A 26,584-nucleotide genomic window follows, 5' to 3' on the forward strand; every position below is an offset into this window, starting at 1 on the left:
GCCCTTCAGTTCGATCCCAGCGCATCCTTGAACGCGCTGCTTTGTACCGTGATATAGGCATCTTCGCCGCCTGTCACATCCCGCGAGATGAAAAACACCGCCAAACCCATCTGATCGGCCAGTTTCAGCCCCCGTTCCTGCCCCAGCGCCAGCATCGCGGTGGCCCAGGCATCGGCCATCATCGCATTTTCGGCCAGAACCGTGACCGAGGTCGTCCGATGCGTGATCGGGCGTCCGGTGGTCGGGTCGATGATGTGCGAATACCGCACCCCGTCCTGTTCGAAGAAGTTCTTGTAATCGCCCGAGGTCGCCATGCCGCGGTTGTCCAGCGGTACGATGAACTGGATGGTCTGCGACCCGGTTTCGGGCTTTTCGATGCCGATGCGCCAGGCCTCGCCCTTGTCGTTCTGACCACGGGCCACCAGATCGCCGCCGATCTCGACCATGTAGTTCTCGATGCCGGCTTCTCGCAGCGTCTCGGCCACGGCGTCGATCCCGTAGCCCTTGGCGATGGCCGACAAGTTGATCCCCACGCCCGGCTGCGCCTTGGCCAGCGCCCCGGCCTGCGCATCCAGCGTCAGCAGGCGCGCCTGCCCCACCTGTTCCAGCGCCGCTGCGATCTCGGCATCCGACGGCACCGGGTCTTCGGGCTTGCGCGGGCCGAAGCCCCACAGCTCGATCAACGGGCCGAGGGTCACGTCGAAAACGCCGCCGCTTTGCTCGTGCACCTGGTTGGCCGCCGCGATCACATAGGCGAATTCCTGTGACACCGGTATCGGGTCGGTGTTGGCCGAGGCGGAAAAGACCGAGACTTCGGAATTCGGGTCCCAGTTGGACATCTTGGCATTCACCTGCGCCAGCGTTTCCTCCACGGAGCCGGACAGGGCAGCCTCGTCCAGATCCTCGCCGATTGCGGTGATGTGATAGGTCGTGCCCATGGTTTCGCCGGACAGACGGACGATCTCGGGCTCCTCGTCGAACAGACAGCCAGAAACAACAAGCGGCAGGGCCAGAGCAAGCAGTCGGCGCATGGGGCGATCTCCTGGAAATGTGTTGCCCGGCATATGCCAGCGGCCCCACCCAGAGTCAAACCTGCGTCAGGGCGTCAGCGGCAGGAAGCCCAGGATCAGCAGCCCGACCGCAGCGGGCACTCCAAACAGCCACGCGCGTTTCTGCCAACCCGGGGGCTGTTCTTTCCACAGTTTGCGGAAATTATGCCCGCAGATCACGACCAGAAGGAAGATCACGGCGGCAACCGCAGGAGACAGATGGAGTTGGGTCACGGGGTCCGGTTTTTCCTTGCGACCCGGCGCGGTTGCGCCGGTTTTTGAATTTGCACCCTATACAGGTTTCTCTGCTGCGATAAGGTGGTGAGGACAGCCTGTAGCGTTGAAGGAGGAGACCGCCCATGGCCCCAAGCTCTTACCAGCCCCCGACACGTGGCGACAAGGCCGGGTCAAGCACTTACAGCCAATCCGCCGAGTCGAATTTGTCACATACTCAGACCACTGTCGCCAAATTGCTGGAAGGAAAAGGTGATGCGGTGTTTTCGGTTCGGCCGAATGACACCATCCATTCGGTGGTCGAAATTCTAAAGGAGAAACGCATCGGGGCGGTTGTCGTCACCGATCAGAACGGCGCACTGCAGGGAATCCTGTCCGAGCGGGATATCGTTCGCCGCATGGCGGATACTCCGGGTCAGACGCTGCCACAATCGGTCGAGGCGTTGATGACCCGCGATGTGCGGACGTGCACACCGGACGACCTGCTGATGGATGTGCTGAAGACGATGACCGAGGGGCGATTCCGCCACATGCCGGTTCTTCGCGACGGCAAGCTTTGCGGCATGATCACCATCGGAGATGTCGTGCATTTCCGCCTGAAAGAGCTGGAATACGAAGCCCTGCGCATGAAGCAGATGATCGTCGGCTAGATCGTCACACGTCGTAGTAACGGGCATAGGCCCCATAAGGCTGCCCGCCTGCATTGGTCTGCTTTCGGGCTGACCCTAGGTCCGACATGACCAGCCCGGTGACCTGCACGTTCAGGCTAGAAAACTCGCGCAGCACCTGTCCCAACTGGGCGCGGGACGTGGTGGCCGGTGCAACCGACAGAAGGATCGCGTCACAGGCCTGCCCGATTGCCCGGACGTCAGAAACGGCCAAAACCGGCGGGCTGTCGATCAGAATATTGTCGTAGTCTGCCCGCAACCTCTGCGTGAGGTCATGAAAGCGCGAAGACAAAAAATATCCGCGGCGCTGCGTGTGCTGCGCTCGCCCATCAGAACATTGACCGACAACCGGGTGTCGGTACGTAGAAGGTTGCCCAAGGGTGTCCCTCCGGTCAGCGCTGTGACCAGCCCACCGTTCGGGTTGTCTGGAAAATACTACCTGAAAGACAGGCTCCGGATGTCGGCTTCGACCAGCAGAACAGATCGACCGAGCCCCGCCAGACTTTGCGCGAGGGCAATCGACATCGTGATCTTACCCTCATCCGGTACCGACGAGGTGCACAGAATGACTTGTGGTTGAGCGTCCGAATTTGGTGACAGCACAGACGTTCGCAGGTTTCTGGCCGCTTCCGATAGCGGCGACGTCGAATTTGTCGATAGGTACCCGACCAACCGACTGTGCTGGCGGATCGGTGCCAATCGCAAATGCCCCAGAACCGGTACGCTGGTGGCCATCTCCAGATCGGCCCCAGCCGGAACCGCGGATTGCCGGATTTGCTGGACAAGAATGATGCCCAGCCCCAAAGCCGCCCCGGCGATCACCCCAAGAAACATGATCAGACCAGAACGCGGTGCAACTTGTTTACCCGGAGTGGCTGTCGAAATTATGCGGCTGTCCGGCGTTTGTGCGCCCTGTTGGACGGCGGCTTCCTCCAGTCTGGAAATAAAGGTTTCGTGCAGCAACCGGGTTACACGGGCGTCGCGCTCGAACTGGCGCAGTTCGGCTGTCACACTGGCATTCTGGGCGATCAATTCTGAAACACGTTCGGCGAGAGCTATCCTTGCTGCTGCGTCCCTCGTGGCAACCTGCCTTGAAAGGCTGGTGGGAAGGCGACCATGAATGACTTCCTGAACCTCGCCTTTGATGGGTTCGGGGTCCAAGTCAACAAGTGTCTGGTCCAGTTGGTCAAGCTCTTGAAGACGGCTTTGCAGATTGGCCAACCTTGTTCGGGTCTCGAAAAGGTGCGCGGCCAGTGCTTCGGGGCTGGCGCCCGCAGGACCTTGATGGCGTCCTCCTGCCGGGCGATTTCCTGCTCCAGCCCGGCCACCCGGTCCGACAACCATGAAACAGTTTCGGTTAGTCCTTTGGCTTTTGCATTGATTTGATCCCGAACAAAAAGCTGGGCCAAGGTATCCGCAATCTCAGCCGACTTCTGAGGGCGGTTGGTTGTTGCGCCGATCCGGATGACATCTGAATTCCGGACGTTTTCGATAGATACCACCTGTGTGACGTTTTCCGCGACAATGCCCAGGGCTTCGCTATCCGACCGGTTCGCCGGATTTTGCCAAAATACGGTCCAACGCGATGCGAGGATGGCTGGATTGAACTATGGATCATCCTGGAGGTTTAGCTCCAGCGCCGGGCTATGCATCAAACGAGCAGAGCCAAGGATTTCGACTTGGGTATTGATGGCGGAGATGTCGACACCTAGCCCGTCATGGCTTGCGACGGCACGTCGGAATAGCCCGCAGAGCGTGTCAGAACCAACGTCGTTTCGGACCGGAAGCGGGGTTCTATCGCAAAGGGCGAGATCCCCAATCCCAGCAAAAGACCGAGACCCGCGCAGCCGGCGATTGTGTATCTGTCCGGCCATCACAGCCGGGCAAAGGCCAGCAGAACCAAACCGTCCACGGTTTTCTCGCGCCTGTTCGCGCCATGAGGTTTTTCGTCGGTCGTGTTAGGCCTTTGCAAGTGCTTGTGTTCTGTCACCGTTTCTTGGCGTCAATTGCCCTTGAACTCTGCAACCGCCTGCAGCGTCCGCCAAATAATCCAAAATTCGAGTGCAAGGCTCGGATTATTGATGTAGTAGTGGTCGGTCCAAAATTTTTCCGAATATCTTCAAGACTTTGTGCGTGCCCGACTTCGGTCTGGGCATAGCCGCTGATTCCGGGGCGGACGCCAAGCCGGGCGCGGTAACCGGGCCATAGGGGCCCCCTGATCTTACCGTGACCAGGCTTCATTGAACGGAATTTGTAGGCGACAAACGCTCTTCCTCCTCTGCCCATGCGGATCTGGCAAAACAACAAGGGCCCTCGGTTTAGAATGTGGTTCATGACGAGCAACAGGACTGCGCAAACCGCCAGGAGTGGCAACAGGGCCAGAGAAACAGCAACATCCATGAAGCGTTTGGTGATACTGAATGTCAGACCTACGCGCGGCGCGGCAAAACCGGAAAAAGCTGCCTGGGAACCAACAATATCGATGCTCATCCATCCCACCCTGAGCGTCTGATATCGCGTAGGCTCAGCGAGAGTTTCGCTGCGGAATGGTAAATACCGAGCTAATGTTAATAGAGTATTTAGAGATCATCATTTGACCATGGCCAACATGCCCGACCGGCGGTGTCCGAGGCCTCATTGCCGGGGCCGGTTGATACGAAATTGACGATGCCCGGGCTGATGTCTGCCGCCGTGAGCCGACCGGTCGCAAACGCGCCGGTATCGATCGAAATCACCCGCCCACTGACTTTTGGATCTGGGACGATGGTATGCCCGTGCACGACCCATTGGCCATCCAATCGAGCGGTGGGCGGGAAATTGGGGTGCCCCCACAAACAGACATGGCGCGGTTGGTCATCGATTGGCAGAGCCGGATCAAGGGCCGCGTGGACGATCGAGACATTCCCGCTTGACCAGGTCAGTGGCCGGTTCTCGAGCCAAGTCAGAACCGGGTCGCCAATCACAGACCGCAACTGATGCGAGATTTGGACAGCATCTTCGCCCAGTGTCGCTTCGGTTATTCCCGTCAGGCCGAACGACGCGAGTGTCTGAAGCCCACCGTTTCCCAGCCACAAGCGACTGGTCCGCTTGGGTTCCTCGATAAATCGAAGCAGCATCTCTTCATGATTGCCCAGCAGACAAATCACTTCACGCTCGCCGTTTTCCGAAAGATGCCGCAGGTGATGCAAAACCTGAGCACTGTAATCTCCACGGTCGACATAGTCCCCAACAAATACCAGAGGAATGTCCGGATCGAGACGGGTCAGCAGTTGCTGCAACAGGTCCAGCCGTCCGTGAATGTCACCAACGACATAGAACCGCCGATCGGGTGCCAGGGTCTCCAGCAGCGATTCCTGCTCAGGCTCGTCGGTGCCCCGCCTGAGTTTTCTGATCCACGATCCTATCATCAGACCTGTTCCCTATCGCGCTGTGGCCCAGGCAGCAATGGCGGACAGGGCCGGCTGACGCGACCGCCGTAGTTGTGAACAACAGGTTATTGAGGCGGGCGCGCAACGCAAGGGGCCTCGGCATCAGAGTGGCCCCCGACAAACAACAGGAGCTTTCCATGCCTTCGATGACTTACAAACCGGCCGCGCAGTGGTCTGTTGAAAACCGCCACGATGCGGCCGCGGACCAGGATATTCTTCTCAGCAACGTGGGTGGTGCATCGATCCGGTTTGAAATCACCGCCGACGATGCCATCCCTGAATTGGAAGCGGCTTTGGGTCACACGGTTCAAACGGGACGGTCTTTTGCAATGCAGATGAAAGCTGGCGAGCGTCTGGATGATACGGTCCGAGGGCTGCGCGGGCACGATCTGCGTGCCAATTGGGGTCGATTTTGGCGATGGCGAGGATCATCGCCGTTGTGCTGGGTCTGGCGGTCTGCACCCCGGCTGGTGATGACCCGCGTTCGATTCTGACGCGCGCGATGCTGAATCGTCAGGGCCAGCCCACAATGCTGGCCGAGCTGCCCAAATTGTCGGTCAGCGCAACGATGGCCCTGTTTGGTGGCAACGGTGACGTTCAAACCTGGAAGTTAGCGGACGGTGTTTCGCTTTCCTTTCTGGATGGAGTTTTGGTCTCAAGCCGGGGATTGGGCGCGGACGTGATGTCGGCGGATGTGAGTGGAACACGCGTCATGCTGGCCAGGGACGGCTCGGCGCGCCATATCCGCCTGCACAGCTATTTGGACGGCGAATACCAACCCAGCTTTCGCGCATCTCCAACCAACTGGACAGCGTCGCCCTGCGAGAAGTACCTTTGACGGCTCAGACGGTGCTCATGGAAAACGGGACGACATCCTTTCGGCCACGCAGCCTGCCGCAGTCCTTCTATGAAACCGCAGGCACCGGGCCGGCCCACTCTCGATTGGTTGCGCTGCCGGATGGTCCTGCCTTTCCGGATTTCACCCCCGAGCCGCTTGAATTGCGCGCGCCTCCGCGTGTGAAGGCTCCACCTTGTCACCTGGGACCGGGTGATGTGGTGGTGATCATACGCCCCGCACGGGTTGCCGAACTTGCTGGCGCGGGCGCTCAGCGGGATACCTTCACTGTGCGCGATGACGGTACGACCTCTATCCTCGACGCAGGTCGTGGTGCCGCTGACCGTCGCTTCATTGACACTCGGTCAGGCGATTGCCGCGGCCGGACGCCTGACGAACCGGGATCGAGAGCTGGGTACGATCCGCATCTACCGCAGTGGGGATTTGTATCAGATTCCGTTGCGCGACTATTTGGCCCGACCGGAGTTCCGTCAACTGGTCCTTTGGAACGGGGACGCCGTGTTTGCCGATACCAGCTATGACCTGGGCCGGGCTCTTGCGTTTTATCGCGATCAGATCGACGTCATCAGCCTGAACCGTCAGGCTCGGGGGCCGCCTTGGCCGAACTTGAGCAAGAGGTCGGTTTGCGCCGCGCCGAACTGACGGAGACACGCAAAAATTTCACGGTTCGCAGTCAACTGGGCGCCGAACAGCGCGACTATGTCTATCTAGGGGGAGAGATCCGCAAGAACGCTCGTGTTCCCCTGCCCTACGGCCAGCACCTGAGCCTGGCCGACGCTTTGTTCGGCGAAGGCGGTTACAGCATCAGAACGGCAGACGCGTCGCAAATCTATGTATTGCGTGCCTCTCCCAAACCTAAGGAAATCGGTGTGTTCACTGCCTGGCACCTGGATGCGCGCAATCCTGCGGCATTGTCGATTGCGGCCCGTATGGAACTGCGCCCCAACGATATTGTCTTCATCCAAGAACAGCGGATCACGACCTGGGGTCGGGCGCTGGATCAATTCCTGCCCTCGATGGTCAATGCGGGGCTGGGCGCGGCAAATGGTTGACGCGCACCGCCCTGCATCGGATATGAGGCCCCACCGACCGATAATCCCCTTGACCTTGGCGGGTCGAAAGGGTCCCTGATGGTCGGGATTATTGATTTGCGTTCGAGGGTTTCATGCAACGGGTATTGATTACGGGCACTGCGGGCTTCATCGGGTTCCACCTGGCCAAGCTGCTGTTGTCCGAAGGATTTCAGGTCCATGGCTATGACGGGATGACGGATTACTACGACGTCACTCTCAAACAACGCCGCCATCAGATGCTCTTGCAGACGCCCGGCTTCTCGGCAACCGAGGATCTGTTGGAAAACTACGAACGCCTCATGCAGGTTGCAGACGAATTCCAGCCCGAGGTTATCGTTCACCTCGCCGCCCAGGCGGGTGTGCGTTACAGCCTTGAACACCCGCGCAGCTATATCGATTCAAACGTTGTGGGTACGTTCAACGTGATGGAGGTGGCCCGTCAGCACAAGGTCGGTCACCTGCTCATGGCATCTACCTCTTCGGTTTATGGGGCAAACGAAGACATGCCCTTTACCGAGGTGGAAAAGGCCGACACCCAATTGACGATCTATTCTGCCACCAAGAAGGCGAACGAAGCGATGGGACATTCCTATGCCCATCTCTGGGATCTGCCCACGACCATGTTCCGGTTCTTCACCGTATACGGCACCTGGGGCCGTCCAGACCTGGCCCTGTACAAATTTGTCGATGCAATTCTGGATGGGCGCCCGATCGACATCTACAATCACGGCGAAATGTATCGCGACTTCACCAATGTGAACGACCTGGTGCGCGGGATCCGGTTGTTGATCGATGCGGTCCCCGTGCGTCCGGACAGCCCCGGGGATATCGAGGAGGGTGACAGCCTGTCGCCGGTCGCGCCCTATCGTGTGGTCAACATCGGGAATGGTGACAAGGTGCGTCTGATGGATTTCGTCGAAGCAATCGAGGAAGCCGTGGGCAAGAAGGCGATCCGGAATTACATGCCCATGCAGATGGGTGATGTTCCGGCGACATGGGCCAATACCGACCTGCTGCAACGCCTGACCGGGTATCGTCCGCAGACCGATTTCAAGGATGGAATCGCTCAGTTCGTCGAATGGTTCCGCGAATACCACGGCAAATGATATAGTGACCCGGACCTGACGTATGCTTGAAACGAACCCCAATTCCCGTCGGATCGCCGTGATCGGTTTGGGCTATGTCGGCCTGCCGCTGGCCGCCGCCTTTGGCAAGATCGGACCGGTTCTGGGCTTTGACATCAATCCCACGCGCATCGACGCGTTGCGACAGGGCAAAGACGCCACGCATGAGGTCAGCGAAGACGAGCTGTCCGCCGCCGGGGGTCTTAGGTTTACCACTGACCCCGCCGATCTGGCTGACTGTAACACGTATATCGTAACGGTGCCCACACCGATCACGGCACAAAAACAGCCAGACCTTGCACCGTTGCTGCGCGCCTCAGAAACGGTTGGACGGGTGTTGAAGCCTGGTGATCTGGTCATCTATGAATCAACCGTCTACCCCGGCGCGACCGAGGAAGACTGCGTCCCGATCCTGGAGCGGGAATCCGGCTTGCGTTTCAACGTGGATTTCTTTGCCGGGTACAGTCCCGAAAGGATCAATCCCGGCGACAAGGCGCATCGCATCGCCGATATCTGCAAGGTCACGTCCGGATCGACGCCTATGGCCGCCGATCTGGTGGACGCGCTTTATGCGCGGATCATCACGGCGGGGACGCACAAGGCCGAAAGCATCCGCGTGGCCGAGGCTGCGAAGGTGATCGAGAACACACAGCGCGATCTGAATATCGCCCTGGTGAACGAACTTGCCATGATCTTCGGGCGCCTCGGCATCGACACCGATGCGGTGCTGCGGGCGGCGGGCACCAAATGGAATTTCCTGCCCTTCCGCCCCGGCCTTGTCGGTGGGCATTGCATCGGGGTCGACCCATACTACCTGACCCACAAGGCCGAGGCCGTTGGCCATCATCCTCAGGTCATTCTGGCGGGGCGGCGCCTGAACGATGGAATGGGCGCATATGTCGTGTCCCAGTTGGTCAAGCGGATGATCCGCGAGCGGATCGAGATGACGGACGCCCGGGTCCTGGTCATGGGGCTGACCTTCAAGGAAAACTGCCCTGATCTGCGAAACACCCGGGTCGTGGACATTGTTCACGAGTTGCAGAGCTACGGCGTGACCGTGGACGTTCACGATCCCCATGCCGACCCGCAAGCCGCACGTGACGAGTATGGGATCGACCTGCTGGAGCAGCCCAAGCCCGGCACCTATGACGGTATCGTCCTTGCCGTTGCCCATGACGCATATCTTGCGATGGATCCGGCCGAAATCCGAGCGTTCGGAAAGGCCCGGAATGTCCTGTTCGACGTCAAATCCTGCCTGCCGCGCCGCGTCAGTGATCTGCGGCTCTGACCCGCGCAGCACACTGAAATGAGAGACATTTTCTGACTGTGAAACCACTGTCCGCAAGGTCCCAGGCCCTGTGGGTTGCCGCCGGCCTGTTCAGTCTTCTGACTGGCGTGCTGGTGCTTGGTCCGCTGTGCTCTGCGTCCTTGCTTTTGTGTCCACGCTGAATGGCGCAGCGACCACCGCGCTGATTGCGATGGGGAATGCAGCACGTTCTCGTCGGGTGGGCTCAGGGCCGGAGCCTATTTCCTGTTGCGATACGTGATCTGGCTGGGATTTTTGGATAGCCGCCAAGGGCGGCGGTTTCCCCGGCTACAGGGTCTTGGGTATCGTCGTCGTGTCGAACGGACGTTGGCGTTGGTAGAACGCTGCATGCGGGACAACCGCGTTGACCCACTGACGGCAATACGCAGCGTTTTGGGTCTTGATGTTACAAAATGAAACCGGCGCAAGACTGCGCCGGTTTTGTCTTAGCCACCAAAGTCGTCCAGCATGATGTCTTCGCGATCAACACCCAGATCCAGCAGCATGTTGATGACCGACTGGTTCATGATTGGCGGACCGCACATGTAGAATTCGCAGTCTTCGGGCGCCGGGTGGTTCTTGAGGTATTCCTCGAACAGAACGTTGTGGATGAACCCTGTGTAGCCATCCCAATCGTCGCCCGGTTGCGGGTCGGACAAAGCAACGTGCCACTCGAAATTTTCGTTCTCGGCGGCCAGCTGGTCGAAATCTTCAACATAGAACATCTCGCGGCGCGACCGCGCACCATACCAGAAGGTGATCTTGCGTTTGGTGTTCAGACGCTTGAGCTGGTCGAAGATGTGGCTGCGCATCGGGGCCATACCTGCGCCACCACCGACGAACACCATCTCTTTGTCGGTCTCGCGTGCGAAGAATTCCCCGAACGGACCCGAGATCGTAACCTTGTCACCCGGCTTCAGGTTGAAGATGTAGGACGACATCTGCCCGGGCGGAATGCCTTCGGACCCCGGCGGGGGCGAGGCGATCCGCACGTTGAGCATGATGATGCCTTTTTCGTTGGGGTAGTTGGCCATCGAATAGGCGCGCTCGATCGGTTCGGTAACCGTGGATTTGTACTGCCACAGGTTGAACTTGTCCCAATCCTCACGGTATTCCTCGGCGACGTCGAAATCGCTGTAGTCGACCTTGTGCGCCGGGGCGGCGATCTGGATGTACCCGCCCGCGCGGAAATTCACATCCTCGCCTTCGGGAAGTTCCAGCACCAGTTCCTTGATGAAGGTCGCAACGTTGTCATTCGACCGGACGGTGCATTCCCATTTCTTGACGCCAAAGACCTCTTCGGGAACTTCGATCTTCATGTCCTGCTTGACGGCCACCTGGCACGACAGGCGGTCACCGCAGGTGGCCTCGCGCTTGGTGATGTGGCTTTCTTCGGTTGGCAGGATCGACCCGCCGCCCTCCAGCACTCGCACCCGGCACTGCGCGCAGGTACCGCCCCCGCCGCAAGCCGACGGAACGAACAGCTTTTCGGCTGCCAGCGTCTGCAGCAGCTTGCCGCCGGCAGGAACCGAGATGGTTTTCTCACCGTTGATGGTGATGTTGACGTTGCCCGATGAAACCAGCCGAGACCGGGCCGCCATGATAAGCGCGACCAGGGCCAGAACGATCAGGGTGAAAAGGACAACGCCGAGCGAGAAAGTTTCCATGCCCCTGCCCCTTTACAGTTTGACGCCCGAGAAGGACATGAAGGCCATCGCCATCAGACCTGCGGTGATGAAGGTGATGCCGAGGCCCTGCAGTCCGTCCGGAATGTCGGAATATTTCAGTTTTTCGCGCACGCCCGCCATGGCGGTGATCGCCAGCGCCCAACCAAAGCCGGAGGACAGGCCATAGGTTGCGGCCTCGGCAAAGTTGTAGTCGCGCTCGACCATGAACAGCGAGCCGCCCAGGATGGCGCAGTTCACCGTGATCAGCGGCAGGAAGATACCCAGCGCGTTGTAAAGCGGCGGGAAATACTTGTCCAAAACCATCTCGAGGATCTGCACCATCGCCGCGATCACGCCGATATATGAAATCAGGCCGAGAAAGGTCAGGTCCACATCCGGGAACCCGGCCCACGCCAGCGCACCCGGCTTGAGCAGGTAGTTCAGCAACAGGTTGTTGGCGGGAACGGTGATGGCCTGCACGACCATGACCGAGATCCCGAGCCCCAGCGCCGTCGAGATTTTTTTCGACACGGCGATGAAGGTACACATGCCCAGGAAAAAGCTGAGCGCGAGGTTTTCGACGAAGATGGCCTTTACGGCCAGTGAGATGAGACCTTCCATCAGTGCGCCTCTACCTGCTGGATCTTGTATTCACGTTCCTCGACCTGGTTCGGCTTCCACGTGCGGAAGGCCCAGATGATCAGGCCGATAATGAAAAAGGCCGACGGCGGCAGCAGCAGCAAGCCGTTGGGCACGTACCAGCCGCCATTGTTCACGGTTTCCAGGATGGTCACCCCGAACAGAGAGCCCGAGCCGAACAGCTCGCGGACGACGCCGACCAGCATCAGGATCAGGCCATAACCCATGCCGTTGCCCAAGCCGTCGATGAAGGACGCCACGGGCGGGTTCTTCATGGCAAAGGCCTCGGCTCGACCCATCACGATGCAGTTGGTGATGATGAGGCCCACGAAGACCGACAGCGTCTTTGAGATCTCGAAGGCATAGGCCTTGAGGATCTGGTCGACCAGGATCACCAGAGACGCGATGATGACCATCTGCACGATGATCCGGATCGAGCCTGGGATCTGGTTGCGCAGGCATGAGATGAAAAAGGACGAAAACGCCGTCACGAACATCACCGCCAGCGACATCACGAAGGCCACTTGCAGCGACGAAGTTACCGCCAGCGCCGAGCAGATGCCCAGCACCTGCAACGTGATCGGGTTGTTGTCGACAAGCGGGTCGACCAGCAGATCTTTCTTGGTCTGTGACATCAGATCTCTCCTGCTTGCAGCTTGGCCAGGAACGGAGCATAGCCCGCGTCCCCCATCCAGAATTTCACCAGGTTGTCGACGCCGACCGTCGTCAGGGTCGCGCCAGCCAGCGCATCGATATAGAAGTCAGGCCCTGCGGCGGGCATGGTTTTGGCGACCGTGATCTGCAGATCACCCGCATCGTCACGCAGCTTCTTGCCGCTCCAGAGGGCTTTCCAGCGCGGGTTGTCCACCTCGGCCCCCAGGCCCGGCGTTTCCCCGTGCTGATAGAATTGCAGCCCGAAGATGTCGTTGCCATTCGCTTCGAGCGCGATGAAGCCATAGAGCGTAGACCACAGCCCATAGCCGTGGACCGGCAGGATCACCTTGTCCAGCGCGCCGTTTTCGTCGCGCAGCAGGTAGATCACGCGGTATTTCGCCTTGCGGCCGATGCCGGCAGGGTCGTCGGCAAGCGGCTCGCTCAACTCGGGGTCACTGGCGGCGGCAATGTCGTCGAACGTGGCCGGGTCGAACTGGTCGTCGACGAATTCACCCGTCGCCAGCTCCAGCACATGCGGTTCGAAAGCGGCAAAAGCCTCGGCCACGTCGATGCCCGGCTCATAGACCCCCGCGACCTGCAGAACGTTGATCTGCTTGTCCTTGAGCTTGTTGGCCTCTTGCACCGGGCGCAGGCTGACCGCCGCGGCCGACACGATCATCGAAGCAACCAGGCACACGGCGACCGCGATGAAGATCGTCTTGCCAACCGAGTCCGGCGAGGCCGCCAGGAACCGGGCGATGGCGCCTTTGGGTTCAGGGGATTGCGTATCAGACATGGCGACGCGCCCTCCGTTTGATGTTTGCCTGAACGACGAAGTGGTCGATCAGCGGCGCAAAGACGTTGCCGAACAGGATGGCCAGCATCATGCCTTCGGGGAAGGCCGGGTTCACCACCCGGATCATCACGACCATGACCCCGATCAGCGCGCCATAGATATAGCGGCCCATATTGGTGTGGCTGGCCGAGACCGGCTCGGTCACCATGAAGGCCAGACCGAACGCATAACCGCCCAGCACGACGTGCCAGTACCAAGGCATCGCGAACATCGGGTTGGTGTCCGACCCGATCAGGTTCAGCAGCAGGGTAAAGCCGATGGTCCCTGCCAGACAGCCCACGATCAGGCGGTAGTTGGCAATCTTGGTCATCAGCAGGAAGGCCAGCCCGATCATGCATGCCAGGGTCGATGTCTCACCAAAGCTGCCCTGGATCGAGCCGAAGAAGGCGTTCCACCATGTGATGCCCTCGGCCGCCAGCGCCTGATAGCCGTCAGCGGCCGAAACGGCCAGCGCGGTCGCGCCGGAAAAGCCGTCGACCGGGGTCCAGACCGCGTCGCCCGACATGGATGCGGGATAGGCGAAATACAGGAAGGCGCGCCCCACCAGCGCGGGGTTGAGGAAGTTCTTGCCGGTGCCCCCGAACACTTCCTTGCCGATGACGACGCCAAAGATGATCCCCAGCGCCACCTGCCACAGCGGCGCGGTGGCCGGCATGATCAACGTGTACAGCATCGAGGTGACAAGAAAGCCCTCATTCACCTCATGCCCGCGCACGGTGGCAAAGATCACCTCGAAGGTGCCGCCGGCGACCAGTGTTACGATATAGATCGGCAGGAAATACATCAGCCCGTGCATCACGTTGGCAAAGATGCTGGACGGGTCCAGAGAAATGCCCAAGGCCTGCAGGATGGCGATGCGCCAACCGGTTGCCGACTCCGGGCCCAGCGTCGCGATGGCCGAGTTGGCCTGGAACCCGGTATTGTACATGCCCCACAGGATGCAGGGGATGGTTGCGATCACGACATAGGTCATGATCCGCTTCATATCCACGTAGGACCGCGCGTGCGGTGCCACGGATGTTACGGTTTTCGGAGTGTAGATGAAGCTTTCCACCATCTCGTAGATGGGGAAGAACTTCTCGTACTTGCCGCCCTTGGTGAAGTTCGGCTCGATCCGGTCAAAGAAGCTGCGCAAACCCATGTGGATCAGCCCTCCTTTTCAATCTTGGTCAGGCAGTCGCGCAGCGCCAGCCCGTATTCATACTTGGCCGGACAGGCAAAGCCCACAAGGCCCAAATCCTCTTCATCCAGCTCCAGCGCGCCCAGGGCCTGCGCCGTGTCGGTATCCATCACCAACAGCGCCCGCAGCAGTTGCGTCGGCAGGTAATCCTGCGGCATGAGCTCTTCGAAGGTACCGGTGGGCACCATGGCGCGGCGGCCACCGTTCAGGTTCGACGTGAAGGCGAACAGCTTTTTGGCAAAGGCCGAACCCAGAACCGGCTGCACCGCGTATTTCGACGGCATCGGACGGATCCAGCCCATCGGGATCTGGTCGTGATCCTCGCGGATGATGCAGATCTGGTGCGCGAAGCGTCCCAGATAAGCGAACGGCCCGGTGGCGTGACGCCCCGACAGGACCGAGCCTGAAATGACGCGGGCCTCGCCGTCGACATTGATCTCGTCGCGGGTCAGATCCTCGGTCGAGGCCCCCATGACGGTGCGGATCAGACGCGGCTGACGCGCGCCAGGGCCGGTCAGGGCCACCACAACGTTCGGGTCCAGATGGCCCGACTGCAGCAGCCGCCCGATGGCGATCACGTCCTGATAGCCGATGGTCCAGACGGTTTTCGCGGCGGTCACGGGTTCGAGGAAATGGATATGCGTCCCGGCCAGGCCCGCCGGATGGGGGCCGCTGAAGGCCGCAGCCTCGACGCCCGGCAGATCGGCGCCGGGGATCGTGTCGCCATCCTTCTGGCACAGATAGGTCTTGCCTTCGGTCAGCTTGGCCACGGCGGCCAGACCGGCGGCAAAGGCCTCGGCCGCGTCATTGATGATCAGCGCGGCATCGGCAGCCAGCGGCTCGCTGTCCATGGCGGTGACGAAAATCGCGGCGGGCGCGGTGCCCGGCTGCGGCATCTTGGAATAGGGCCGCGTGCGGAACGCGGTCCACAGGCCGGCGGCGCACAGTTTGGTGGTGAGACCCTGCGCGGTCTCGGCATCGCCCACGCCTGAGAAATCGACGCCGGGGTCGTTGGGGTCCGACACTTCGATCACGACGCTCTGCAACACGCGCCGCGCGCCGCGGTTGATGGCCACGACCTTGCCGGTCAGCGGCGCCACCATCATCGCCTCGGGCGCATCCTTGTGGCAGAACAGCGGCGCGCCGCGCTGGACGTTGTCCCCTTCCTGCACCAGCATCCGTGGTTTGAGCCCGATATAGTCTCCACCCAGCACGCCAACCGAAGAATATGCTGGCCCTGGCTGAATGACCTGTTCAGGCGATCCCTCGATCGGAAGGTCCAGCCCCTTTTTCAGTTTGAAAGTTTGCATGTCGCTACGTTCTTCCAAGCCTTTTTCTTGCGCCCGTCATACAGGGCCCTTTGCTTTGGGCACTGAATAGCGCGGAGTTTCGTCAAGCCCGTCGTAAAAACGACGAGGACCGGCCGAAATCCGCGGGCGTCTCTCTGATTACGGCCCCTTTACGCGGCGAAGCGGCCAAACGCAAACCTGTTACCGCCCAAATCGCGCGCCGTGTAGCTATTTTTACCCGAAACCACGGGCGGAGTACCAAAAACTTGGTAGGAAATTTCGTGTCGCACGGAAGGCCCTGCTGATATAAGCAGCCGGAATGGAGAATACCGATCTTGAGATTTTTCTGGTCGCGACACCCGGTCTGGAGGCTCCCCTCCTCGCCGAAGCGCAGGAGGCCGGATTCGCTGAGGCCCGGCTGGCGCCCGGTGGTGTCACGGTTCGTGGCAACCTGCGCGAGGTCTGGCGTGCCAATCTCCAGTTGCGCGGGGCCAACAAGGTGTTGGTTCGGGTGGGTTCGTTCCCGGCTGTGCATCTGGCTCAGCTGGACAAGCGGGCACGAAAGTTTCCGTGGGGAGATTTTCTGAAACCCGATGTCCCGGTTCGGGTTGAGGCCACTAGCCGAAAATCTCGCATCTATCATGCCGGCGCCGCACGGCAACGGATTGAAGGCGCGATCTCTGACACGTTGGGGGCTCCGATCTCGTCCGAGGCGACGGTCCGTGTTCTGCTGCGAATCGAGAAAGACATCTGCACATTTTCCCTCGACAGTTCCGGAGAGGCGCTGCACAAGCGCGGTCACAAGGAAGCGGTGGCCAAGGCCCCCATGCGCGAAACGATGGCGGCGATGTTTCTGCGCAGTTGCGGCTTTGACGGATCTGAGCCGGTGCTGGACCCGATGTGTGGCTCGGGCACTTTCGTGATCGAAGCCGCGCAGATCGCGATGGGCCTGCCGCCCGGCCGCGACAGAGCCTTTGCCTTTCAGGACTTTGCCGGATTCGACCCCAAGGCATGGGCGGAACTCCGCGCCGACTGGGTCGCAACGCAGACAGATACCGTGTTCCATGGCTCGGACCGTAATGACGGGGCGATCGCGGCCGCGCAGGCAAATGCCAGCCGCGCCGGAGTGGACGGCGCGACGCAATTCCAAAAACGCGCAGTCGCTGACCTGAAACCACCCATGGGCGGGCCGGGCCTGGTAATCGTCAACCCACCGTATGGGGCACGCATCGGCGACGAAAAACGCCTGCGGTCGCTGTATGGCAGCTTTGGCAAGGTGATGATGTCCAGGTTTTCCGGCTGGCGTGTCGGCATCGTCACCAGCAACCAGTCCCTGGCGCGCGCCACCCGCCTGCCGTTGCTACCTCCGGGTCCGATCGTCGATCATGGCGGCACGAAGATCCGCCTCTATCAAACCGAGGCCCTGCCCTGACCCGTCAATTCCTGCGGGTCCAAGCGGCAGAGTTAGTTCGGACAAAAAGCACACAGAATCCCTCTTGCGCATCAAATCCACTGGGTATAGATCACGCGCCACGGTCGGAGTGTAGCTCAGCCTGGTAGAGCACTGTCTTCGGGAGGCAGGGGTCGGAGGTTCGAATCCTCTCACTCCGACCAATAAAACAAGGCGCCCTGCGGCGCCTTTTTTGTTGGTAAGACAGAGCTCCAAGGTTCGTTGAACCTCATTGCTATTCGAACTCCAGAACTCTGGCAGCCTTCCGCAGATGCTCGGGACTGAACCGAGCATAGGTCGACGCCGTGATTCTGGTATCGGTGTGGCCGAGATACTGAGCTATCTCATCCATCGAAATTCCTGCCTCGGCCATATGGACTGCCGCAGTATGCCGAAGAACATGCGGCGAAACGTTCCGCAGCCCAGAGGCGTCCGCAGCCGCCTTGAACCCTTTCTTGATAGACTTCACAGGACCGCCCGCCCATTCAATCACATACTCCGAAAGCGCCGCTTCTTGTGCGTCTATCAATGCTGAGTGGAGACCGTCGGTCATGGGCACTATGGCGCGTCCCTTTCTGCGCCCCTCACCGGTGCGAAGATTTATCTGGCGGCGCGAAAAATCTACTCTGTCCCAGGTGAGTTCCAAGACGGCAGTCACTCGTGCCGCTGTCGACAGCATCAGCCGGATCGCCAGCTTGATGTGGGGTGCGCAATCAACTGAAAGCAGCTTCTTGACCTCGTCTCGCGTTAAGTATCTCTCTTTCGGCGCAGGTTTGCTAGGGCGTTCTATGTAGGGCGCTCGCTCGATCAGCCCTGTCTTCTCCGCCCAATTCAAACATGTTCTCAGTTTTCCCAGTTGGGTCCAGATAGTTCCATCCTGAATTCCCGCTCTCTTGCGGTCCGCAATATAGGCACGGCAGTCATTCGCACTTATCTGATCAGGGCGAAGAGATCCGAACCAAGGCAGAACCGAACGCCCTGTGTATTTCATGTCTTCATGGACCGGGCGGCCTACGACGGTTTCGCTATATGCATGCCAGATCATTTCGACGGTCAACTGGCTTTTCTGGGCTGTTGCGGAGAGGAGGATATCCCGCGCTTCTGCTTCAGCTGCCTCACGGGTTTCCGCATCAAGACGATACCGGCGTCTTTTTCCATCTTTCTCATACCAGACAACGACGAAGCGACCTTTGAGGCGGCCGATTGTGTATTCCTGCACTGCTCAAATTCCTCTACTGCCTGTGAAGGGATGCGAAAAAGCCGACCAATTCTAAACGAACTCAGTCGGCCTGACTTGCAGAGCTGCCGCACAGTTTCAGCGCTGCAATCCCAACGCTCCGCAAGTGATTCCGGGGTATACGGTCGTGTCACCTTTTGCTCTCCTCGATCAAGCTGAGTTGTCTATAGCGACGAGGAGCTGCGATGCGCAAAGTTTTGGGAGAAAAATTTTAAGATATTGAAATTAAACGAAAGAAATTCTGATCGGCCCCCGCTGGCCCCTCGTTCATGACGAGAGTCTGCGGGTTTGATTTTGGTAGTCGTCGGTTTCGGGTTTGGCAAGCGCGCCGGGCGCGGAGCCCTCAGATTGCTCAAGCGTCCGGCGTTTTGTTCCCGAGCGATGGGTGCGGCCCGACGGTGTTGCAAAACGGCTCTTCCGCATTCGTCTGCTCCTAAATACGTTGGGCAGACTCTACTTCATGGTGAGGGATTTTGCGGGGGGCAGGTCAAAGGCAAGGTTCGCTACGACCAGATGCCGGGCAGCACCAGCATGCTTCGTGCCGCACTACTGGTCGCGGGCATGGTCCTGACCCGAAACGAATTCTACGGATACTCGCTCTAATGACTTGAGCATGCGGTCGACATTCTGAGCTGTCCATTTGCCTCCTCTGGTGGTTCGAATACCTCGCGCATTGGCTTCGTCTGCAACATTTTGATTTACCGCCGGGACTTCTCTCTGAAGCAATTCGTTTTTCAAAGCTTGGAGCTGTCTTGCAACCGCGATTGATCTGCTCTTCCTGGAATTTATTGATGCTGCTCGGGCGTTGGCTGTATCACCTGCTCGTTGTTGCTGAGCCGGCGACTTCGATTTCTCAGCATGCAAGATAAGGTTGTGAATCTCGTTAGTTGAGAATTCTGATAGAGTTTTCCGGTGCTTTAGCGAGAATAGAATCGAGCCATAAACTTGCAGTTCCTTGAGCAGCCGTTCTCGGTCTCTCATTTCTGCTATGCGAAACAACCGAGACAAATCATCGAGTCGCACTTTTGGGCCATCAAAGCCTTGCAATCTAGCGAGGACATACGCAAGTTGGGGTAGTGAACGAAGGCCCTCAACGCTACGAGCATAGTCGAACACAACCTTGGGTTTGATTTGCGGATCTAGAGATACAAGTCGATTGATCAGTGCCAATTGGGCTTTTGCTGCAGGGTGACTTTTGATCGCCCCGGTGGGTCGAATTCCGTAGGTTAGCAGAACGTAGAATATCATACTGGCTCCTCACTTTCACATTTGTGAAGGCCTACGCAAATGTGAAAAATGTGTTTCAGTGCCGGAACTAACTACACAGGACTTGATCTGCAAGAAACCACTCTGCAACTACTTAATATCCGGAAGCTCCACTCTCCCTTAAGCTCCCAAAGCCGTCTCTCTACTAATATATATACCTCTTATTCAATACATACATCTAAAGTAGGGCAAAGCTCCTCTTTCCTGCTCAAGATCTACGCTGCTCCGGACCAAGAGACTGTATCTGCTTTTTGAGGCATGAACTCGAGCGAGCGGCCCGGGTTTCGTTTGCTAACTGTCATTTGGGCATGAATACCTTTCCACGTCATTTCTACTGACCTGCCGCTGCTCTGACGTGAGTTTACGCAGTCTGAACTCTTAACGTTTTCTAAGATTAGCACCCGGCTGGCTAGGGCGCTCTCTGGCAGCGTCCAGCGCCGTTTTCGAGGCAGGACAGCACTAAAGTCAAAAGGCGCGCCCTGAGCGCTCTCAGCGTGTAGCGTGTTCGGCTTCAATGTGACCATTACTAGAGGAGGTTTGGACCGTCCGGATACTGCGGAGCCATAACCGATCCCCTTCAATAATCGGAGGGCTATCTAGGGCTTCGATACTACATAGATCCAACGAGCAGGCTTGAACGAAACTCTGAACCATTCCTCGCCAACTTGCGAGAGTTTGCTGGTTGGCAGTTGAAGGGTATTTCATTGGTGAGAATATCAGTCGGCGGCTTGATATCGTTCCGGCCCAGTTTCAGGTGATTGCCACCCGCAGCCCGAAATATGCCTGCCGATCCTGCGAAGGAGGTATCGTTCAGGCTTCAGCCCGGGCGCATCTGATCCCATACAGGATGCCCGTCGAGGCGACCATCGCACATGTGATCGTCTCAAAATACGCGGACCCAACGCCGCTACATCGCCAAGCTCAGATCTACGCCCGGTAAGGGATCGATCTGGACCGCTGGACTCTGGCAGCATGGAGCGGCCGGACAGCGTTCGAACTGCGCCCTGTCTATGACGCCCTGATGGCTGATCTGAAGCGGTCAACCAAGCTGTTCATGCCCTCTCGGCAGCATGCTTCGCATTCGCCTACTGGGTAATAGGTGGGAGGGTGGCTCCGGTCCCCAACCCCTGTCGCAAGAAAACCAAAACGGTTATTTCTGGGCACTGGCCCGCGATGACCGACCCTGGAGTGGGGACGACACACCTGCTGTGGCCTTCATATATGCACCCGGTCGCGCCGATGAATACGCAAAGCAATCCTTAGGGGTTTCCTTGGCACGCTGCAAGTTGATGGCTATGTCGGAAATGCCTCGCACGTGTGAAAGGCGTGCCGCTTACACCTAAACTGGTCCACTTCTGTGTTTGGGGAACGGAGGACCACGATTGGCGAACTAGTGACCGAAGCACGACGAGATTGTCTCGAAATTTTGCCGCAAAGCGTCCGAAACTCCTCTATCAGAAATTCGGCTTTTCGATCACTGAGAGGGTCCGAACCCTTTGGCGCGGTGGCAAAGTCCTTAGTTGTCATCTACGTGATCTCGCCGTCCGTCTGCTTGACTGGCCTACTCATCAACCACGCTTAAACCGATGTAATCCTTGACCTCAGACACCGCTGTTCCTGCCCCGGTTGCGGCCAAAATGGATTCCAATAGCACATCAATCGCTTCAATTAGGCGTCGCCACCCAGGAAAGGTCCAGATTCCTCCACTGGCCCCATAGGCGTCGTTGATCACTGCGAGCTTGAATCTCAACTCGTTTCCCGACAGTCCGTGATCGCGGATCTGATCCTCACCAAGCACTCTGATCTGCTTTCGGGCGCGATCCGAGTGATAGTTCAATCCCTCGGTTGCCGCTTGCATTGGACCTATGAGGCTTTCGCGAAAGATTGGTTTCCAGTTAGGTTCGTCGTTAAAGGCAACCATCCTCAGAAATCGAACGACATCTTCGATGAATTCTTCAAGCACGTTTCTCGGGTTGTCGCCATCGTTGAAATTAAGCTGTCCTAACATCTCAAAACCTCCAATTGATAATTGGTTTGATCAGTCTACTGCCCTGTCACGTCCCGTCAAACAACACGTGATTGCCGCAAGAACCGTTCCATAAACCCAGGCGCACGACCAAGACGAACAAAGGCCTAAATCACAGTGAGGTTGGCGCATTGCTTGCAGAAGATGTGTTCTGCAACAACGACCTCATTGTGACTGGAGTGAGCAGAATGGGTTTTGGTCATTCTTGTTGATCCTTCTCAACCTTCTCAAACTACTTGAAATCAAAGGCCAGAAATTCCGGCGCCAACTTGTGGTCACGCATACACGATAGCTCCAGAATGCATCCCATTCGCATATGCTGGTTTTTCTAGGACTTCTGCCTTTAGGCAGTGTCGAACGCCATCCCGCTAAGTTACATTGTTTTGCTTTCGCAGCGCGCATACCTAAACCGTAGATCGAAGGGCGAAATGTTGAAAATTTCGCAAACAGCGATCTGACCGCACTGACCTTGACAACTTCTTTGACGTCACGATATCGATGGAGTGAGCGCAAACGGCTTGAGCTATCGTCGACTCAAACAGTTGGTTTTATATCAAAATGAGCACATCCCATTTCCTGTCCGGGTGCGTGTAATCGACGAACAATTCCCGATTTACTAGGAGATTGGTAATGTTCATCCTACCATGCTCGCATGAGTCCGTCGCAGGCATCAAACGAAGCTTGTTTCGCAATCAACTCAGAACACCAAACAGTGGTTTTAAAAGCAGTCATATCTCGCAAGCGATAGCTGCCGGGTTCGGATACAAATCAGATGCGGCGCTAAAAGTCGGCATTGATGCCGACAAGTTCTATGGTTACGGCACTTTTGATGGTGGTAAGTTCACCAACAGACTGCGCGAACTTTCGGAAAAAGAAACCGACAAGTGGGGTATCGACTCAGACTTGGTATATACTCTGGCGGAGCACATTGTAATTGGAACCGGATTCGTCCCATTCAGGCTTTCGCAAACTGACAAGGAACGGGACGAGCTTTTCCGGCGGATCGTATCAAAATTCCATCCCATGAATTCCGCACTTGGAAAACGTGGCATTGAAGAAGTCATCTATCGCATTGGAGTCAATGCGAATTCCATGCCAAATGTTGAACACGTTGCAACTGATTTCATCCCGGGTGCCAAAGCTGTAGAACACACCGATGCGTTGGTAACGGAAACAATAGGCACAGCAAGCGATCCAACATCGGAGTTCGGTGCGATTGTCCACTTTTTTGCGACCCGCGTGCGAGAGCGCCAAGGTGTCGTGTATCTTTCTTTTTCTATTTTCGCCGGTTGGCGATACCGCGTATATGGTGCAGGAGAGCAAAAGATCTACGATAAAACGATAAACTGTCCAATTTGGTTGCCTCTAATTGAAAGCGCCCCTCCATTGCAGTGGATCGTAGAGGATGTCCAAACGGCTTCATGGAATGAGGCAGACTCTAGATGCAGCATGGAGCTAAAACAGCTAACCTCGCCGATCTTGAGTGAGATTGTGCGCCTAACGGACAGTTCACGAGCTCGCCGCACGCTTGGGATGGGGTTGCTGATTGGGACACCGATTGCCGGTGATAACCACGTGCGTGAGATACTAGTCAACAGCCCTGAGTATGTCCGAGAACCTTGGCGTATCGTAGGTGAAAAGAAGGACAGACAATTCCCGATAGCAGTTTTCGAAGCGCTTCAGGAATTGGACATGCTTAGCATTAAGTCTGTTCCCGAAGAGGGTCAGCCCCAAGGGCTGTCTCAATGGCACTTTCTGAATGACAAAGCGTTTCGGGCCGTTAGGCATTTGCGCGAATGCTATCCAGAGATTCTTGGCATGAGGGTATCCAAAAAGGTGGCATAATCGCCACTCTGGGGCAGAAGGGAATCGCAATTCCACCAATAATGTGTGCTTCGAAGATTAAGCATCCTCGAAGCACACACCTAGTCGGAAAGAGGAAAGCCTCTTTTGGGAACTGGCTGAACGGCGTAGCTTTTTTGTTCGCTACGTTGGCTGTCGCGTTGAGGTCGTGTTGCGAAAGCGTTTCACAGCTGACAACTGGCGAAATCCAAGCTGGTGTCTGACAATGATCGATTGCGCTGACGCTAAGGGAATGTCGAACGACAGAGCAAAATTTCTTGCACACCTGTGTAAGATTGAGACCGCTTGAGAATAAGCAGGCGATACAGGATATAAGGGATGCGCTGGTGCCCACGACTGCCAACTCAAAGCCAAGACCTAGGTGCTCTTCTGCTACTCGGAACGGAATCCTAGTCGACGTCGCACATGCCTACCAAAGAAATCGCCGACTCCTTCCAACTGTCTGTCTACGAGCAGCTCCTGCAACCCGGGCTTCTTGGCAAAATGCCTTCTTAGTCCGCTTGCCGCTTGCAGAACGGCGGCGTCCGTCGGGGCAAGATCGGGGGCCTTGAAAAGGAGCTCGATGCAGTGAGCCTCTTCCGCCGGCCTGCTGCCTAGCTGCGCATGATCCTCCAACACGGCGATGAGATCATCTTGAGAGCGGGCTATCATCCATCTGGTGATTTGACTTTGATTTGGTGCCGTCGATCCAAACTTGGTCGAGCGGTGAGAAAGGTGATGAATACGTCTTTCAAGCGCCACCTTGATGGCACCGTGCAAGTCGGCTCCATGCTCAAGCAGCTCGCGCAGCCACTCCCTCATCAGTATCTTCTGCGCCGCAGTCTTGATGCCACTGTTCCCCATCAACGCCGCGCAACCAATTGCCGGACCCAGAACAAGCGCTCCTGCCGGGCCTACGACCACAAGTCCGAGCCAGCCTCCCGCTTTCGCCCCCACCAGGCTCAGCATGCCGCGAGAAGCTCCGTCCAGTAGCAGCCAGGCAGGCAAGTCGCTGACGGGAATCTTGCCTTGCGCCACTTCAAGTCCACCGCGCAGGACGCCCATGGAGAGCGCAAACTCAAGGATATCCGGATCCGCCAACTCAGCCGCATGCCCAAGTGCTTCGGCGATTTGCTCTTCGACGGCATCGATCTGAAACCCGGGTAGCGTGGTGACCATAACCGGCACAAAAAAACAGTCGGACGTGGTCAGGTCGTCTGCTCCTTCAGAGTTGGCGCAGACTCTACATCATGCTGAGGGATTTTGCGGGGGGCAGGTCACTTCTGCTGGAAGTATGTCAACTCGAGCATGTCGCCAAAAAATCGTGTATGACGGGCTGAATATCACTTTCGCGTAGCGTTTGGGATAGATGCTCGGCCGCAATTTTTTGTTGGGCAGTCAAGTTCCCTCCCAAAAAATGCCCACTAGAAATGACCTCCTTCCCCCAACTGACAGTCGATGGGCGTCGCTCCATCGGGATCAGATCTACGACGTCGCGCCACTTGGGAAAGGCTACTGTCAGATCGAGCCCCGAAATGTCCGGGATATCTGATTTGATATCCTTTCTATTGAAAAAGAGGCCGAGGCCTTCTTTCCAGGAAAACGTCAAGACGCTTGGTTCCACTTGAGGCAGACTCCGGAGATCTGTCGAACTGTGGATCTGGACGGTCACTCCAGATTCGATCTTTTCCCGAATGGAAATTACACATGCCAGCGCGTCGCAGATCCTTTGCAAGTCTTTGGCGCCAGCAAAAGTCTCTTTCTTTGTTGCTATTAAATTCGAGGGCGCGCGCCGGGTTGCATCCATCTTTGCATCAAGTGGCGACAAGAGAGCGACCCAGTCATGAACACAGCGTGCCAAGTCTGTTCGAGTGATCTTTCCTGCATAAAGTTTGGAGGCGATGAAATGATGATGCTCTGCCGGAGCGCTGTGTTCGAAGTCGAACGCTTCAAAGTCGAAATGAGTATTACGCGGGATATTGTATCCGTCATCGCAGTCGTGATGTTTGCAAAGGATACAGGCAGCCTTCCCTCCGGCATCAATCTTAGCCCCACCACAATTTATCTCTAGAATCCACGGCCAGATTGCTACTTCGTCTCTTGGAAGTCTGCGGCCAACTAGGAGGCAATGATCCGCACAAAAGATTGCCACCGAACCCAGCCCTAGATCTAAATCAAAGGAAACGCTTTCCGGCATCCCGCGGAAAAACTGCCGGAGTTGTTTCTTTGAGAGAACAATCGGACTCTTGGTTCTTCGTGCTACAGGAACCTCGTGTCGCAAGCGATCTAGAAGACCAACTAGCATGCTTGTTGTCTCTGCCGCGAGAGAAACGCAGAATGGACCATACGAGACTACTCTGTCTTGCAGCCCTGTAGCGTAGACGAGTTCAACTGGTTCAAAGCTGGCTCCCGAAGTCGTCGATGAATAAGGTTCACTCGAGCTCTGCCAATAATGTGCACGGCTGTTCCAATCTGTCAAAACAACTTCGAAGCCTCCTAGATGCGGTCGGCGTTTGAAAGCCGTCCCAGGATGAGCCCTCTCCCAAATCTCCGCCGCGGCAAAATTTGGAAACCAGAGTTGGTGTTCTACCAATATATCTTCAATATTAATATCGCGGCGGTTTTCCATCGCGCTGATACCGTCGATTACCGCCTCGATGTCAGCGCCGGCGCCAAAGACATCCTCGAAATCACCCATTGCTCGAAATCCAAAAAATAGTCGCGCGTCGGTGTCAGATAG

At 57.5% G+C, this 26,584-nt stretch carries 26 protein-coding genes, 1 tRNA gene and 3 pseudogenes; 11 read left to right on the top strand and 19 right to left on the bottom strand.

Annotation, left to right across the window (positions count from 1 at the left end; translation table 11 throughout):
• Window positions 1-5: 5 nt before the first annotated feature.
• On the bottom strand, window positions 6-1,031 hold the full coding sequence (locus AC2FML_RS13355; protein ID WP_496783534.1) for an FAD:protein FMN transferase: 1,026 nt from the start codon (window positions 1,029-1,031) through the stop codon (window positions 6-8).
• A 66-nt stretch (window positions 1,032-1,097) separates the two neighbouring features.
• Window positions 1,098-1,283, bottom strand: coding sequence for a hypothetical protein (locus AC2FML_RS13360; protein WP_170435711.1), 186 nt, complete (start codon window positions 1,281-1,283; stop codon window positions 1,098-1,100).
• A 125-nt stretch (window positions 1,284-1,408) separates the two neighbouring features.
• On the opposite strand from AC2FML_RS13360, the gene AC2FML_RS13365 reads away from it, so the two are divergent.
• Window positions 1,409-1,933 carry a CBS domain-containing protein gene (locus tag AC2FML_RS13365; RefSeq protein ID WP_093963355.1) on the top strand — a complete coding sequence of 175 codons (525 nt, stop codon included), beginning with the start codon at window positions 1,409-1,411 and terminating at the stop codon, window positions 1,931-1,933.
• Between the two features lie 4 nt (window positions 1,934-1,937).
• Here AC2FML_RS13365 and AC2FML_RS13370 read toward each other — a convergent pair whose 3' ends face one another.
• The 4 genes from AC2FML_RS13370 to AC2FML_RS13385 all read right to left on the bottom strand — a co-directional run bounded on the left by AC2FML_RS13370 (window position 1,938) and on the right by AC2FML_RS13385 (window position 5,358).
• Entirely contained in the window at window positions 1,938-2,243 is a 306-nt protein-coding gene (locus AC2FML_RS13370) for a tyrosine-protein kinase family protein (protein WP_496736885.1), read from the bottom strand.
• Between the two features lie 143 nt (window positions 2,244-2,386).
• Window positions 2,387-3,172 carry a GNVR domain-containing protein gene (locus AC2FML_RS13375; protein WP_496783536.1) on the bottom strand — a complete coding sequence of 262 codons (786 nt, stop codon included), beginning with the start codon at window positions 3,170-3,172 and terminating at the stop codon, window positions 2,387-2,389.
• Window positions 3,173-3,937: 765 nt separating this feature from the next.
• Window positions 3,938-4,441, bottom strand: coding sequence for a sugar transferase (locus AC2FML_RS13380; protein ID WP_480696881.1), 504 nt, complete (start codon window positions 4,439-4,441; stop codon window positions 3,938-3,940).
• Between the two features lie 89 nt (window positions 4,442-4,530).
• Window positions 4,531-5,358, bottom strand: a complete 828-nt coding sequence (locus tag AC2FML_RS13385; RefSeq protein ID WP_496783538.1) for a metallophosphoesterase family protein — start codon at window positions 5,356-5,358, stop codon at window positions 4,531-4,533.
• 158 nt (window positions 5,359-5,516) lie between these two features.
• Here AC2FML_RS13385 and AC2FML_RS13390 point away from each other — a divergent pair, with 158 nt between their 5' ends.
• The 6 genes from AC2FML_RS13390 to tviB all read left to right on the top strand — a co-directional run bounded on the left by AC2FML_RS13390 (window position 5,517) and on the right by tviB (window position 9,720).
• Window positions 5,517-5,873 carry a hypothetical protein gene (locus tag AC2FML_RS13390; protein WP_496783539.1) on the top strand — a complete coding sequence of 119 codons (357 nt, stop codon included), beginning with the start codon at window positions 5,517-5,519 and terminating at the stop codon, window positions 5,871-5,873.
• Window positions 5,798-6,217 (top strand): YjbF family lipoprotein, encoded by a 420-nt coding sequence (locus AC2FML_RS13395; protein WP_496783540.1) that lies wholly within the window; start codon window positions 5,798-5,800, stop codon window positions 6,215-6,217. Before AC2FML_RS13390 ends, AC2FML_RS13395 begins: the two co-directional genes overlap by 76 nt.
• A gap of 294 nt (window positions 6,218-6,511) precedes the next feature.
• Complete coding sequence (locus AC2FML_RS13400) at window positions 6,512-6,877, top strand: hypothetical protein (RefSeq protein WP_170444528.1); 366 nt, start codon at window positions 6,512-6,514, stop codon at window positions 6,875-6,877.
• Window positions 6,859-7,287, top strand: coding sequence for a hypothetical protein (locus AC2FML_RS13405; protein WP_496783541.1), 429 nt, complete (start codon window positions 6,859-6,861; stop codon window positions 7,285-7,287). Before AC2FML_RS13400 ends, AC2FML_RS13405 begins: the two co-directional genes overlap by 19 nt.
• Before the next feature lie 113 nt (window positions 7,288-7,400).
• Window positions 7,401-8,414, top strand: a complete 1,014-nt coding sequence (locus AC2FML_RS13410) for a GDP-mannose 4,6-dehydratase (protein WP_170341462.1) — start codon at window positions 7,401-7,403, stop codon at window positions 8,412-8,414.
• A gap of 22 nt (window positions 8,415-8,436) precedes the next feature.
• Window positions 8,437-9,720: a Vi polysaccharide biosynthesis UDP-N-acetylglucosamine C-6 dehydrogenase TviB gene (gene tviB / locus AC2FML_RS13415; protein ID WP_170341460.1), complete on the top strand. Its 1,284-nt coding sequence runs from the start codon at window positions 8,437-8,439 to the stop codon at window positions 9,718-9,720.
• A 464-nt stretch (window positions 9,721-10,184) separates the two neighbouring features.
• Here the strand turns inward: tviB and nqrF are convergent, their stop codons facing one another.
• From nqrF to AC2FML_RS13445, 6 genes are read right to left on the bottom strand one after another with little or no spacing between them, the layout of a single operon-like run.
• Window positions 10,185-11,405, bottom strand: a complete 1,221-nt coding sequence (gene nqrF / locus AC2FML_RS13420; protein WP_170341483.1) for an NADH:ubiquinone reductase (Na(+)-transporting) subunit F — start codon at window positions 11,403-11,405, stop codon at window positions 10,185-10,187.
• A gap of 12 nt (window positions 11,406-11,417) precedes the next feature.
• Window positions 11,418-12,026 carry an NADH:ubiquinone reductase (Na(+)-transporting) subunit E gene (nqrE, locus tag AC2FML_RS13425; protein ID WP_050603817.1) on the bottom strand — a complete coding sequence of 203 codons (609 nt, stop codon included), beginning with the start codon at window positions 12,024-12,026 and terminating at the stop codon, window positions 11,418-11,420.
• Entirely contained in the window at window positions 12,026-12,679 is a 654-nt protein-coding gene (locus tag AC2FML_RS13430) for an NADH:ubiquinone reductase (Na(+)-transporting) subunit D (RefSeq protein WP_170341437.1), read from the bottom strand. Before AC2FML_RS13430 ends, nqrE begins: the two co-directional genes overlap by 1 nt.
• Window positions 12,679-13,494: a Na(+)-translocating NADH-quinone reductase subunit C gene (locus AC2FML_RS13435; protein WP_170359420.1), complete on the bottom strand. Its 816-nt coding sequence runs from the start codon at window positions 13,492-13,494 to the stop codon at window positions 12,679-12,681. Before AC2FML_RS13435 ends, AC2FML_RS13430 begins: the two co-directional genes overlap by 1 nt.
• A complete protein-coding gene (locus tag AC2FML_RS13440; RefSeq protein WP_170391488.1) occupies window positions 13,487-14,695 on the bottom strand; it encodes an NADH:ubiquinone reductase (Na(+)-transporting) subunit B in 1,209 nt (402 codons plus the stop codon). The genes AC2FML_RS13435 and AC2FML_RS13440 overlap by 8 nt, the downstream gene beginning before the upstream one ends.
• Before the next feature lie 5 nt (window positions 14,696-14,700).
• Complete coding sequence (locus AC2FML_RS13445; protein WP_480637977.1) at window positions 14,701-16,044, bottom strand: Na(+)-translocating NADH-quinone reductase subunit A; 1,344 nt, start codon at window positions 16,042-16,044, stop codon at window positions 14,701-14,703.
• Between the two features lie 298 nt (window positions 16,045-16,342).
• On the opposite strand from AC2FML_RS13445, the gene AC2FML_RS13450 reads away from it, so the two are divergent.
• The gene (locus tag AC2FML_RS13450) at window positions 16,343-17,455 is read left to right on the top strand and encodes a THUMP domain-containing class I SAM-dependent RNA methyltransferase (RefSeq protein WP_496783543.1); all 1,113 of its coding nucleotides are present in this window, start codon (window positions 16,343-16,345) and stop codon (window positions 17,453-17,455) included.
• 105 nt (window positions 17,456-17,560) lie between these two features.
• Window positions 17,561-17,637: transfer RNA gene (locus tag AC2FML_RS13455), tRNA-Pro, on the top strand.
• Window positions 17,638-17,708: 71 nt separating this feature from the next.
• Here AC2FML_RS13455 and AC2FML_RS13460 read toward each other — a convergent pair.
• The 4 genes and pseudogenes from AC2FML_RS13460 to AC2FML_RS13475 all read right to left on the bottom strand — a co-directional run bounded on the left by AC2FML_RS13460 (window position 17,709) and on the right by AC2FML_RS13475 (window position 19,958).
• Window positions 17,709-18,692 (bottom strand): tyrosine-type recombinase/integrase, encoded by a 984-nt coding sequence (locus AC2FML_RS13460; protein ID WP_496783544.1) that lies wholly within the window; start codon window positions 18,690-18,692, stop codon window positions 17,709-17,711.
• A gap of 17 nt (window positions 18,693-18,709) precedes the next feature.
• Window positions 18,710-18,844: pseudogene (locus AC2FML_RS13465) on the bottom strand (excisionase family DNA-binding protein); the annotation flags it as partial.
• Between the two features lie 133 nt (window positions 18,845-18,977).
• Window positions 18,978-19,113 (bottom strand): annotated as a pseudogene (locus AC2FML_RS13470) (IS3 family transposase); the annotation flags it as partial.
• 143 nt (window positions 19,114-19,256) lie between these two features.
• On the bottom strand, window positions 19,257-19,958 hold the full coding sequence (locus AC2FML_RS13475) for a hypothetical protein (RefSeq protein WP_496783545.1): 702 nt from the start codon (window positions 19,956-19,958) through the stop codon (window positions 19,257-19,259).
• Between the two features lie 721 nt (window positions 19,959-20,679).
• Between AC2FML_RS13475 and AC2FML_RS13480 the strand changes: the two are divergent.
• Window positions 20,680-21,279, top strand: a pseudogene (locus AC2FML_RS13480) (IS66 family transposase); the annotation flags it as partial.
• Window positions 21,280-21,537: 258 nt separating this feature from the next.
• Here AC2FML_RS13480 and AC2FML_RS13485 read toward each other — a convergent pair.
• The gene (locus tag AC2FML_RS13485) at window positions 21,538-21,984 is read right to left on the bottom strand and encodes a hypothetical protein (RefSeq protein ID WP_496783546.1); all 447 of its coding nucleotides are present in this window, start codon (window positions 21,982-21,984) and stop codon (window positions 21,538-21,540) included.
• Between the two features lie 648 nt (window positions 21,985-22,632).
• Between AC2FML_RS13485 and AC2FML_RS13490 the strand changes: the two genes are divergently transcribed.
• Complete coding sequence (locus tag AC2FML_RS13490; protein ID WP_496783547.1) at window positions 22,633-23,847, top strand: hypothetical protein; 1,215 nt, start codon at window positions 22,633-22,635, stop codon at window positions 23,845-23,847.
• 390 nt (window positions 23,848-24,237) lie between these two features.
• On the opposite strand, the gene AC2FML_RS13495 is transcribed toward AC2FML_RS13490, so the two are convergent.
• The gene (locus AC2FML_RS13495; protein WP_496783549.1) at window positions 24,238-25,023 is read right to left on the bottom strand and encodes a hypothetical protein; all 786 of its coding nucleotides are present in this window, start codon (window positions 25,021-25,023) and stop codon (window positions 24,238-24,240) included.
• Window positions 25,024-25,141: 118 nt separating this feature from the next.
• On the bottom strand, window positions 25,142-26,542 hold the full coding sequence (locus tag AC2FML_RS13500; RefSeq protein WP_496783551.1) for a hypothetical protein: 1,401 nt from the start codon (window positions 26,540-26,542) through the stop codon (window positions 25,142-25,144).
• Window positions 26,543-26,584: the final 42 nt, after the last annotated feature.

This window comes from Ruegeria sp. BHSC029, assembly GCF_059613085.1.